Source organism: Cytobacillus sp. C11.1 (assembly GCF_058145115.1).
The window spans coordinates 4,189,499-4,202,342 of sequence record NZ_CM176935.1; the positions used below are offsets into that span (position 1 = coordinate 4,189,499).

Annotated in this window: 9 protein-coding genes; all 9 read right to left on the reverse strand. The window is 41.9% G+C overall.

The annotated features are described in order from the left end of the window. Positions 1–53: 53 nt before the first annotated feature. Complete coding sequence (yfmH, locus tag AC3ZVC_RS20720) at positions 54–1,343, reverse strand: EF-P 5-aminopentanol modification-associated protein YfmH (protein WP_490065039.1); 1,290 nt, start codon at positions 1,341–1,343, stop codon at positions 54–56. Next, positions 1,343–2,623 (reverse strand): EF-P 5-aminopentanol modification-associated protein YfmF, encoded by a 1,281-nt coding sequence (gene yfmF / locus AC3ZVC_RS20725; protein ID WP_490065040.1) that lies wholly within the window; start codon positions 2,621–2,623, stop codon positions 1,343–1,345. Before yfmF ends, yfmH begins: the two co-directional genes overlap by 1 nt. Positions 2,624–3,015: 392 nt before the next feature. Beyond that, positions 3,016–4,101, reverse strand: coding sequence for a GGDEF domain-containing protein (locus tag AC3ZVC_RS20730; RefSeq protein WP_490065041.1), 1,086 nt, complete (start codon positions 4,099–4,101; stop codon positions 3,016–3,018). Between the two features lie 135 nt (positions 4,102–4,236). Further along, positions 4,237–5,187 (reverse strand): ABC transporter permease, encoded by a 951-nt coding sequence (locus AC3ZVC_RS20735; RefSeq protein WP_251025947.1) that lies wholly within the window; start codon positions 5,185–5,187, stop codon positions 4,237–4,239. Positions 5,188–5,196: 9 nt separating this feature from the next. Next, positions 5,197–6,243: an ABC transporter permease gene (locus AC3ZVC_RS20740; RefSeq protein WP_490065042.1), complete on the reverse strand. Its 1,047-nt coding sequence runs from the start codon at positions 6,241–6,243 to the stop codon at positions 5,197–5,199. Then, complete coding sequence (locus AC3ZVC_RS20745; protein WP_490065043.1) at positions 6,236–7,771, reverse strand: ABC transporter ATP-binding protein; 1,536 nt, start codon at positions 7,769–7,771, stop codon at positions 6,236–6,238. The genes AC3ZVC_RS20740 and AC3ZVC_RS20745 overlap by 8 nt, the downstream gene beginning before the upstream one ends. Positions 7,772–8,123: 352 nt before the next feature. Continuing rightward, positions 8,124–9,230: a BMP family lipoprotein gene (locus AC3ZVC_RS20750; RefSeq protein ID WP_490065044.1), complete on the reverse strand. Its 1,107-nt coding sequence runs from the start codon at positions 9,228–9,230 to the stop codon at positions 8,124–8,126. 74 nt (positions 9,231–9,304) lie between these two features. Next, entirely contained in the window at positions 9,305–10,030 is a 726-nt protein-coding gene (locus tag AC3ZVC_RS20755; protein WP_214728499.1) for a GntR family transcriptional regulator, read from the reverse strand. 439 nt (positions 10,031–10,469) lie between these two features. Beyond that, positions 10,470–12,812 carry a DNA translocase FtsK gene (locus tag AC3ZVC_RS20760; RefSeq protein WP_490065045.1) on the reverse strand — a complete coding sequence of 781 codons (2,343 nt, stop codon included), beginning with the start codon at positions 12,810–12,812 and terminating at the stop codon, positions 10,470–10,472. Between the last annotated feature and the right edge of the window lie 32 nt (positions 12,813–12,844).

A 12,844-nucleotide genomic window follows, 5' to 3' on the forward strand; every position in this document is an offset into this window, starting at 1 on the left:
TCTCTGTAAAAAAGCAGAAAGCGCCAGTGATCGGCGCTCTGCAATGATATTACCTATTTCTTTGGCACAACCTGGCACACCGTAAATCGGTCTTCACTTATTAAGTCGCCGGCTGCCTTTTCCACATCATCAAGGGTAATGCTTTCAAGTGTTGGCACAACATCAAACAGGTCCATTTCGTTAAAAGCATACCGTGTAAATTGGTTGGCGATATATTCAGGCGAATTAACCGCTCGAAGAAATGCACCAATCTTCTTCTTCTTCGTCCGATCCAGCGTTTCTTGAGATATAGTCCCTTTACCTTTAGCTTCCAAGAGCATTTTTTGCAGCACTTCCGCCAAGCGATCAGGATCATTCGTATCTCCTCCGACCATGGCAAAACCGAAGCCTTGCTCCTGAGTGTAATCATAAGAGAAGGTATCATCTATCAATCCTTCGTTATATAGAGAACTATAATGGTCAGAGCTTTTGCCGAATAAGATGTCCAGCAAAACATTTACACTTAGTTCGTTCTTCAACATTCCCTTGCCTGTTTGATTCACGTTTTGGCTTTTCACACCGACAAGGCATTTGGATGTCTGGACATTCATTTCCAGAACTTTCTTCTTCTCAGCGGCTTCCATCGGTTCTGCTTCAAATTTGCGTTTTATCTCAGGCTGCTCTTTGTAATCCTTCTTGTTCTGGTTTTCTCTCACCAAATTCATGGTTTGATCCGGATCTACAGAGCCAACTATGAACAAGAGCATGTTGCTTGGATGATAAAAAGTCTCATAGCACTCATACAGCATATCTTTTGTAATATGGGAGATTGATTCGACTGTGCCTGCGATATCAATTTTTACCGGATGGTTTTTATACATATTATCAATTAAGCCAAAGTATAAGCGCCAATCGGGATTATCATCATACATGGTGATTTCCTGGCCGATAATGCCTTTTTCCTTCTCCACAGTCTTTTCTGTAAAATAAGGTTCCTGAACAAAATTGAGTAAGGTCTCCAGGTTCTGTTCTACATTTGACGTACTGGAGAATAAATAAGCTGTTCGTGTAAAAGAGGTAAAGGCGTTGGCAGATGCACCTTGCTTGCTGAACTGCTGGAACACATCCCCATCTTCCTTTTCAAAAAGCTTATGCTCCAAAAAGTGTGCGATGCCATCAGGAACCTTTACAAATTCGTCTTTGCCCGGCGGCAAGAAATGGTTGTCGATTGAACCATATTTTGTTGTAAATGTTGCATATGTTTTGTTGAATCCCTTTTTAGGCAGAATGTACACATCCAGGCCATTTCCCAGTTTTTCATAGTACATTTCTTCCTGCAGCTGATCAAAAGTGATTTTTTCCATTACTTGGCCGCCTCCTTTCCAGTTAGGAAATATACTGTATCTAAGCTGACCTTCTTGGCAACTTCGGAAATTTCTTCATTCGTTACCTTATCCATTTCTTCCATCCAGGTTTGAAGTGTAATATCTTTTCCGGATACAACATTATGATAAAGCACCTCAACAATCCCACGTGCAGTATCTACCGTTTCCAGAAGCTGATTTTTAATAACCGCTTTCGTCTGCTCAATTTCCTGATCAGTAAAATCGCCATTTTTCATTGCTTCCAATTGTTCCTTGATAATAGTAACAGCCTGGTCATAATTGCTGTTATCGATTCCGGACATCACCATCATCAAGCCTTTATGGCTTTCCAGACGGCTCGCTACATAATAGGCAAGACTTGCTTTCTCGCGGACATTCAAGAAAAGCTTGGAATGGGAAAAGCCGCCGAAAATTCCGTTAAAAACCTGCAGAGCGTAGTAATCAGGGTCACCGTACACCACATTTGTACGGTAGCCAATATTTAATTTACCTTGTTTTACATCCTGTTCTTCCCTAACTTCATTTACTCGCTCCTTGCCATTGTCTGTTCGAGATTGCGAAGTCTGCGCTGTTCTTTCTTCAAAGGACAAAAGTTCTCCCGCAAATGATTCTGCTTCCTCTTCATTGACGTCACCTATGACATACAAATCAAGCTCATCCTGCGAAAGTGCATTTTGATAATATTGATAAAGGCTTTCAGGAGTGATTTGATCAACATCCTCCTTTTCCCCATGGACATGCAATGAATAGGGTTCATCCTTGCACATTTCCTGCACGAGGCGGAAATTAGAATAACGCATTTTATCATCATATACGGATTGAATTCGCTGTTTTAAAGTCCTTTTCTCCTTTTCGACTGTTTCCTGGTCAAAGGCGTTCCCCTGTACATTTGGCTTCGTCACGATCTCCGATAAAAATTGAAAAGCCTTTTTTAATAAAGGGGTATTATCAGAAAGAAATTTTTCATTGGCAATTTCAACTGAAATTGTGATCACATGATATTCCCCTTTTTTAGCCAAATCTACAAAAAGGGTTGCTCCATACAATTCATCAAGGTAGGAACGCAGTTTTCCAGTGGTAGGGTAGGCGGCGCTGTTGCTTTGCAGGACATGCGGCAATAGCGACCTTAGCGTTACCGTCTCCTTACTGAGGGGAGCTTTCATCTTCCAGACTAAGGTATTGGTCTTATATTTTTCCGTTTTTACAACATGCAGTTTATAGCCGTTCATTGTTTTAACCGATTCAGAAATTACATCCATTTGGTTTCCTCCTGTCGAGATATTGAAGAGTCCATAGCCGTTGCTACTTTTGTGAATCAAGTACGTCCCCTATCACTATGTAAACACTTTGATGCTAATTTCTATAATCTCCTTTGTTTTAAATCATATTCTTACTATAACTTGCCCTATTTCTCTATTTCAAGTTATTGGCTAAGCTGGAAGGGTTTATTAGAAGAACAAGGCGGCTTGCAGTGAGCATTTTAGCTGGTGCCTAATATGAATTTTCTCTAGCTTCACATCATCATCTGCTCGAATCAGCAGGGTGCTAATTAAACAATCTTTACCAGCTACTATCAACTCAGCAGGCTAAAATAAGTTTGCCGTCGTTTTTGCGTAATCAACAAAAATAAAAAACCCCTTCTCAAAGGGGTCTAGTTTCCTGAGGCAGCCGCTCTTATAAAGGTATGATTTTTCATGCATTTCCCGCATTCAAAATGAACCTGATTCTTCCCGCTGTTTTTCGCTTGATATAATAGCTGGTCAGCTACTTCAAGACTCTCGTTTATCTTTCTTCCTGCAGCATGGTGTGAAACGCCAAAGCTCATTGTAATAGGTATATTTGCAGCAGTGAATTGCTTTTCATTGAGCGATTTGTATATAGAGTTTAAAAAGGGTTCTACTTTGCTTTCATCCCAATCAGGCATCAAAAAGGCAAATTCTTCGCCGCCATATCTAAAAGCTTGTCCGCCATACTTATTTGCCGCCTCAGTAAAAATACCTCCTAGCTCTTTTAACACCTCATCCCCAGCCAAATGGCCATATTCATCGTTAATTGGCTTAAAATGATCAATATCACCCATAATGATATAGAATGGCCTTTCTGTTTGGGATAGTTTTTTCATTTGCTCCTGGAAATAGCGGTGGTTATAAAGATCTGTCAGGTAATCTCTTACGAGCAGTTCATGGTAAATTTCCTTCTGCCGGCGATGCTGCCTTTCCCTTAAAATAATCAGGGATCCAAACAGTCCAATAATCCAAATAAACATGATATTTAACAGAAAAACTAAAATGGAATAATCGGTTGCAGGCGATCCGCTAAGCATCACCGCAGTATATCCTGCGGTTAAAGATATAGAGGAAAGGATCGCTCCCTTTGTTCGCCAATAAATGGTTGCATGCATGACGATTAAGAATGAAATTGGCAGCAATGGACTAAAAGTCCCGCCAGATAAAATAATTAACCAAAAGAAAGCAATATAATCAAAAGCAATACCCGCTTTTGTAATAATGGAAAAGGTATTTTGATTCGAATTCATTTTAGGCAGGGCAATCTGTGCTGCGGTCATATAAACGAGCCCGAATGAAAGGAGAATCGGAAAGGACTTTTCATTCCATTGCAGAGTATCGGACAATGCAGGCAGATAAAATAAAAAGACTGCAGCAATTAAAAAGACCCAGCGCAAATAGGAAAATATTTTTTCTGTTTCATAATCATCCAAGTACAGAGAAAAACGCATAGTCAGACCTCTTATCTCTATTTCTAATTAACAAAATATTATCACATTTAAGGCTGACAGACACACAATATAATCAGACAAGATTCGCCAAACATAAAATCAAGCCCCATTTCATAAGAAATGAGGCTCTGATGATTAGCGTTTCCCTTTTATATATGGCGTTCCGGAAGCCTTTGGTGCATCGGCACGTCCAATGAAGCCCGTTAAGGCCAAGATTGTTAGTACATATGGTGCGATAAGAAGATACACATTTGGTATATTCTCAAGGAATGGCAAGCTTGAACCAATGATACTTAAGCTTTGCGCAAATCCAAAGAACAATGCCGCACCCATAACACCAAGCGGATGCCATTTACCGAAAATCAATGCCGCCAAAGCCATAAAGCCCTGTCCGCTGATTGTAGCATGGCCGAAGTCTGATGATATGGATTGTGCGTATATTCCGCCACCGATCCCTGCAAGGGCACCGGATAGCAAAACACCGATGTAGCGCATTCTTGTAACATTAATACCCATCGTATCTGCAGCCATTGGATGCTCACCCACAGCACGCAATCTTAATCCAAATGGTGTTTTAAACATGACAAACCACGCAAGGAATGCCACAGCAATCGCTACAAAAGATGTGTAGTAAGTGTTTGAGAATAGAAGCTTGCCGATAACCGGTATGTCACTTAAAAACGGAATATCGACTTTACTGAAACCTTTTTGAATAATATCTGTCTGGCCTTTTCCATAAATGAATTTAACCAGAAACAGCGCAGCTCCAATCGCGAGCAGGTTTATGGCAACACCTGATACTACCTGGTCGGCCCTGAATGTAATGGACGCAACCGCGTGCAAAATGGATAAAAGAGCGCCGACTACCATGGCTGCAAGAAGGGCAATCCAAGGTGTCCAGTTTCCAAGTACGTCTACAAATGTAAGGTTAAAAACAATCGCCGTGAAAGCTCCAATAACCATTAAGCCTTCCAAACCGATATTTACGACTCCAGAGCTTTCGGAAAAGTTTCCGCCTAGTCCAGTGAAAATAAGCGGGGCTGCCCAAAGCAACGTTGAGGGAATGACAATTAATAAAATTTCCATTAAGCCCACTTACTTCACCCCCTTTTTGCTGATACGGTCAATAAAGATGCGAATCATGTAGCTTGCTGCTACAAAGAACACGATAAGTGCAATAATAATATCTACTAATTCGTTTGGAACTCCTGCTTCAAGCGGCATATTTAATGCTCCTACCTTCAAGCTTCCAAACAGCAATGCTGCAAATATGATTCCAATCGGCCCATTTCCGCCAAGAAGGGCAACTGCGATACCGTCAAAGCCTACCCCGGTAAAACCGCCTTTAATGGCTGCATAACCGAATGTCCCCAAACCTTCCATAGCTCCTGCCAAACCTGCAAAAGCGCCAGATATAACCATGGATAGAATAATGTTTTTGCTTACATTCATACCTGCATATTCAGAAGCGTGCTGGTTAAATCCAACAGCTCTCAGTTCGTAGCCCTTTGAAGTCTTTTCCAACAGGAACCACATGAAAAATACGCATGCCAAAGCAATCAAAATTCCCCAGTGGAGACGAGAATAATCTGTTAGTCCTTCGAGAAAGACAGAACGCAATGTAGAGGACTCTGCAATCATTTCTGTACGGTCACTCTTTTCTGAAAGGACAGTACGGATAATGTAGTTTGTCACATGCAAAGCCACATAGTTCATCATGATGGTAACAATTACTTCATGAACCTTAAACTTTGCTTTCAATAAGCCAGGAATAAATGCCCATAAAGCTCCAGCAGCCGCTGCTGCTATTACTGCCAGAGGAAGATGGATGACCTTTGGAAGATCAAATGCTACCCCAACCCAAACTGAGGCAAGCCAGCCAACGATCAGCTGTCCTTCTACCCCGATATTAAATAAGCCTGTCCGGAAAGCAAATGCAACTGCTAATCCGGCTAAAATATAAGGAGTAACCTGCCTTACAACTTCACCAGTATAGTAGATTTCTCCAAAAGCACCGTTCCAAAGGGCAGTAAATGCTGCTCCGGCATTATACCCTGTTGCAATCATGATGATAGTGCCGACGATAACACCGAGCAGAACGGCCACTAGAGGTACGATTATATTTTTCATGCGATTAGACATGGTTTTCGCCACCCGCTTCCTTCCGTTTAGAACCGGCCATCAATAAACCTAATTCTTGTTCAGTTGTTTCTTTCGGGTTTACTACTGCTACAATTTCACCCTCGTATATAACAGCAATTCTGTCGCTGACATTCATAATCTCATCGAGCTCAAACGATATGAGCAGGACTGCCTTCCCATGGTCACGCTGTTCAATCAGGCGTTTATGGATATATTCAATTGCACCAACGTCCAATCCGCGTGTCGGCTGTGCAGCGATAAGCAAATCCGGATTACGGTCAATTTCCCGCCCAATGATCGCCTTTTGCTGGTTACCGCCCGAAAGCGCCCTTGCAAGCGTAAATTCACTAGGTGTTCTCACATCAAACTCCTTAATAAGAGTCTTCGCTTTGCTGTAAATTTCTTTAAAATTAAGGACTCCGCCTTTTGAAAAAGGAGATTTGTAATACGTTTGGAGCACCATGTTTTCTCCAATCGGAAAATCCAGGACAAGTCCGTGCTTATGACGGTCCTGAGGAATATGGGCCACTCCTGTCTCCGTTACTTTTCTTGGAGGCATATTGATAATTTCTTTGCCGTTTAGCTTGATTGAACCGCTTTCAGACTTTCTCAAACCTGTGATGGCTTCAATTAATTCCGTCTGTCCGTTGCCATCAACGCCGGCAATCCCGACAATTTCCCCTGCTCTTACATGTAAGTTCAGATTCTTGATGACTCCAAGACCGCGTGAATCTTTCACTTTCAGATCCTTTATTTCGAGTACATCCTGCTCCGGCTTAGATTCGGTTTTGTCCGTTTTAAATGTTACTTCCCGTCCTACCATCAAGCTGGCAAGTTCATTGGGATTTGTCTCACTTACATTAACAGTCCCGATGCCAACACCTTTACGGATAACGGTTACGCGGTCACAGACCTCCATAATTTCCTTTAATTTGTGTGTAATAAGGATAATGGACTTTCCTTCTTTAATTAAGGTTTTCATTATCTGGATAAGTTCCTTGATTTCCTGAGGTGTTAAAACAGCTGTAGGCTCATCAAAAATAAGAATTTCTGCTCCACGGTATAAGGTCTTTAGAATCTCTACCCTCTGCTGCATCCCAACGGATATATCCGAAATTTTCGCTTGGGGATCTACAGCCAGACCATATCTCTCAGAAATTTCTCTTACTTCTTTTTCGGCTTTTTTTATATCAATTTTCCCGCTTTTAGTTGTTTCTTTTCCGAGAATGATATTTTCAGTTACAGTAAAGCGGTCCACTAACATAAAATGCTGGTGAACCATCCCTATGCCCATGTCATTGGCCACATTCGGATCTGTAATGCGCACCGGTTTGCCTTTCACCTTTATCTCACCTTTTTCAGGCTGGTATAAGCCGAATAGGACATTCATAAGTGTTGATTTGCCCGCACCGTTTTCTCCAAGCAATGCATGGATTTCACCTGGTTTCAGCTGAAGCGTGATATTGTCATTTGCCACAATCCCAGGGAACTCTTTGCGAATGTTGAGCATTTCAATAACATATTCCATTTGTTTCACTCCTTGCTCAAAATAAAAGGAAATTATTAGTAGTAAGAGGTCAGACCTCGGAAATTCTTAGAAAAACCTGGCTGGAACGCCAAGCTTCTCTATGTTAATTAGTGAATGATGTAGGAAATAATAGCATTAAAACTCTAAGTGAAAAGCAGAAGCTTTTCTGCTTTTCAATTAAACTTTTAATCATTTAAAAGGAATAAGAGGCCGCAGTGCAACCTGCTTATTCCTTCTTGATAGAATCAAAATATTAATATCGCTTCGGTAGGATGCCCAGCTCCAGCTCGATCGGCTTAACCTCTTAAGCCGATCACTTCTGAAGGCAAAAGACCGCCTCCCGCTTTTCTAATTATTGAGCTGAGAAAGAAGCTAATTCATCTTTAGAAGATGGAACAGTGATATCACCATTCTTAATCTTTTCCTGCCATTCTTGAACAGCCGTTTCAATGTCAGCTTTAGCAGGAACTTCTTCGTTGATTGGAGCAAGGCCTACGCCATCTTCAGCCAATCCGTAAGTCGTTGTTTCTCCGCCAGGGAAGTTGCCTTCCTGAGCTTTTGTAGAAAGGTCCTTAACTGCATTATCAACGCGCTTAAGAGCAGAAGTGATGATTACATTGTGCTCTTTGCCATCGATTTCAACTACACCTTCAGCAGTCTGGTCAGAGTCAACACCAATTGCCCAGATTTCTCTTGCTGGGTCTTTCTTCTTAAGGTCACGAGCTTCTTTGAATAGACCGTTACCAGTTCCGCCAGCTGCGTGGAAAATCACGTCAACGCCAGAAGAGTACATTTTAGAAGCGATTGTTTGGCCAAGTTCAGCCTTATCAAATGCACCAGCATATTGAACTTCAACTTTAATATCAGGGTTTACCGCTTGAACACCAGCAAGGAATCCAGATTCAAAACGTTCGATAACTGGAATTTCCATACCGCCGATGAAACCAATTTTGTTAGCTGTAGTAGCCTTTGCTGCAGCTACACCCGCAAGGAAAGCAGCTTCTTGCTCTTTAAACATGATGCTTGCTACGTTTGGCTGATCAACAACTGCATCAACGATACCAAAATGAGAATCCTTTTGCTGCTGTGCGATTTCATTGATTGCACCTTCCATCAAGAAACCAATACCGAATACAAGGTCAAAGTCTTGGCGTGCTAGAGTATTTAGGTTAGTAGAGTAGTCAGCGTCTGACTGTGATTGAAGGTAGTCAAAACCGCCTTTACCTTTTTCAAGTCCATTTTCTTCACCAAATGCCTTTAGACCTTCCCAAGCAGATTGGTTAAATGATTTATCATCTACACCGCCAACGTCTGTTACCATCGCTACAGAGAATGCTTTCTCTTTTTCGTCTCCGCCAGCAGCTCCTCCGCCGTTTTCTTCGCTTTTGCCACATGCACCCAATAGTGTTCCAGCTGCAAGTACTAAAGATAGCGCCAATCCAAATTTACGCTTTTTCAAGGTTGGTACCCCCTAAGAAATTGTTTTTTACATTAGCGGAATGAATGATTGCGTTTTCAAACTCCCCAAAAAATTTATATCCTTTTTCTGAGCACATGGAAACTGAACTTATCAGCTCTGAAGTAATTAACCGAATAAAGAATTGGTGTATCCGCTTCATCGAAGTGCATCTGCTTTAGAACAAGCAGCGCAGTCTCGGGATCACATTCAAGGATAGGTGAAATCTTCTCATGATAGCCAATCGGCTCGATTTGGGCAACTGCGTATGTGATTTTCCGGTTTGCTTCCTCTTCAAGCATGTTGAAGATGGATTCTTGTTCATGCGAGAATGTATCTGGAAGGATATTCTCCGGAACCTTATCCACGCAATAAACTACCGGCTCGCCATTTGCAGTTCTTACCCTCTCAATCACGGCAATTTCCTGATCCAATGAACATGAAAAGCGGCGGATATCATCTTCAGTCGGCCCCATTGTCACTGAGCTTAGGAAAATGGTTCCTGGCTTCATGCCTGCCTGCAAAATCATATTCGTAACACTATTAAGCTGTTCGATACCTGATGTAAACAGCGGCTTTGCATTTACAAAGGTCCCCACCCCATGGCGGCGAATAATCACATTTTCTTCTTCAAGAATACGCAACGCCTCCCGGAGTGTAGCTCTGCTAACACCAAGTTGTTTGGCAAGATCAAATTCTGATGGGAGTTTCTCTTTTTCTTTATAAACTCCATCTTCAATGTCTTGCTTTAATCGATCGATGACTTGCAAATATAAATGCCGGTTATCTGACTTAATAGACATGCAGGGTTCCTCCAACCTAAGTTCTCAAGACATCAGACCTCTGATGTTCAATCATTCCTACTAATCGAAAATACTATAACACTTTTTACCCAATAAAGAAATAGAATTTCATGAATTTGTCGAAAAAAGGTGAAAAGAAAAATATTGTTGCAATTCCCTTATGTATCAATTGTTCTTTTCTGGTATAATACCTTATTGAAAACGCTTGCATTGATTCTTTTTAGGAAATCAACGTCAATTTTTACTCCTGAAAAAACAAGGAATATCCATGGGATGGAAGTACCATACCTCTTTTAATTTTTGAAACCGTTTTTAATAGTATGGCCTAATTTTATGCCGCTTTCTATTTTCGCACTTCCACTCGCCCAGAAACAATATTGCAAATAAAAAAATGGCCATCCGAAGACTGGCCATTTTTAATTATGTTATTCTTTTTTTTTTATGAACTTGCTTCTTCAGAAGGCTTGCCTTGCAGAACTGCTCTAGGCTTGCTTCCTTCATAAGGGCCGACAATGCCTCTTGCTTCCATTTCATCAATCAGCCTTGCTGCCCTGGTATATCCAATCCTAAATCTCCTCTGAAGCATTGAAACAGAAGCTGTTTGCATTTCCAGAATAAGCTCAACCGCTTCGTCATACAAATCATCATCCACTTCTCCGGTTGCCTCAGGGATATCCTCTGGTATCATTTCTTCCTGGTATTGGGCTTTTTGCTGTCCAATAACAAATTCGACTATTTCTTCGACCTCTTCGTCTGATAAAAAGGCACCCTGTACGCGGACTGGCTTGGAGGCACCAACCGGCAGGAAGAGCATATCCCCTCTGCCCAAGAGCTTCTCAGCTCCGCCCATATCCAAAATAGTTCTTGAATCGGTCATGGAAGAAACAGCAAATGCGATCCTTGAAGGGATATTTGCTTTAATTACACCTGTGATAACGTCAACTGACGGCCGCTGTGTCGCTATAATTAAATGGATGCCTGCTGCACGCGCCATTTGCGCAAGGCGAGTGATTGCGTCCTCCACATCTGATGAAGCGACCATCATTAAGTCCGCAAGCTCGTCCACAATTACAACAATGTATGGAAGAAGCGGCTGCTGAGCTTCCTCCTCAGCATTATGCCTTTTCACATACTCATTGTAGCCTTCAATATTTCTTGTGCCGGTATGCGAGAAAAGCTCATACCGCCTTTCCATCTCACTGACAACCTTCTGCAGAGCCTGTGCCGCTTTCTTTGGATTTGTCACAACTGGCGCAAGCAAATGCGGCACGCCATTATACACATTTAACTCAACCATTTTAGGGTCAATCATCATTAATTTTACTTCATGCGGTTTTGCCCTCATCAGGATGCTTGTGATGATGCCATTTATGCACACACTTTTACCGCTTCCCGTCGCACCGGCAACAAGCAAATGGGGCATTTTATTCAATTCAGCAAGTACAGCTTCACCCGTTATATCACGGCCAAGCCCAATCAGCAGCTTGGAGTCTGGCTTGTCATTTTGTTTGGATTCGATAACTTCCCTTAAAGAAACCATGGCCACTTCCGAGTTCGGCACCTCAATTCCGATTGCTGATTTTCCCGGAATAGGGGCTTCAATACGGATATCCTTAGCTGCAAGTGCAAGTGCCAAATCATCGTTAAGACTGACAATCTTGCTTACTTTTACGCCAACGTCAGGATGGACCTCATACTTCGTTACTGCCGGCCCTAGATGTACCTGTGTAACTCTAGCCTTTACACCAAAGCTTTGGAAAGTTCTTTCCAGCTTTGCTGCATTGGCATGTATCAGTTCATATTCACCGCTTTGATCCGTTTGCCTTGGCAATTTTAATAGCCTTATAGGGGGCAGTTCATAATCCTTATTCTCCACCTCCGTAAACGTAATCGGCGGTGCATTTTCCTCTTCTGATCCTGAGTCTCCCGGATTTTCTGCCGGCTGGGGTTCGGTTGCTACCTGGTGTTCCTCCTGATAGGCCCTTTCAGCAAAACTTGAAATGATTGGCTCAGGAAGCGGTTCATCAGCTGTCTCTGAGGAATTATTAATCGTAATAACGGTCTCTGGTTCTTCTTCAACCTGTGCTTGTGCCTGCTCCTCTTCTCTTCTGGCGCGCCTTTCTTCCCGTCTTTCTCTGCGGTTTTGAGCCCACTCCTTCATATCATTAACAAAAGCCGTCCATTGTTTTTTGCAGAAATTTATGATCGCAGCCATCATTTTGCCTGCAGCATCTCCAAATGTTTTGCCTGTGATCAGGACAAACCCAATTATGATTAATAAAAAGGCAACGATCTTAGAGCCAGCTTCATCAAATAAATAATAGAAAAGGGCAAAAAGAATGGCTCCAATCATTCCACCGCCCAGATCAGTCGTGCTCGTTTCGCCTCCCACTTCCATGCGGAACAACTCCCATGTATTTGCTATTACGCTTGGATCGTCAAACTTGCCGCCATTTGAAAGAAGCTGAAATAATGTAACATGGCTTAATAACAGCAAGGAGCTAATGATTAAATATGTACCGATCAGTTTAGTATGAAATAAGAAGGGAAGAGTCCTCTTCCACATAAGATAACCTGCAAAAATGACTAGCCCTATTAGGCTGAGCATGTACCATTCTCCCATAAAAAAACGGAAGAAAAGAACGGTCGATTTTCCGACAGCGCCCAGCTTAGCGATTGATATAACTGCAAGCGCCAATAAGACGAGCGCAATTAATTCAAATTTCATTGTTCGTTTTAATGTTTCTTTTTTCCTGGATTGTCTTCTCTTTTTTTTGGCCATTTTATCACCTTATCATTTTTCTTATTAACAGT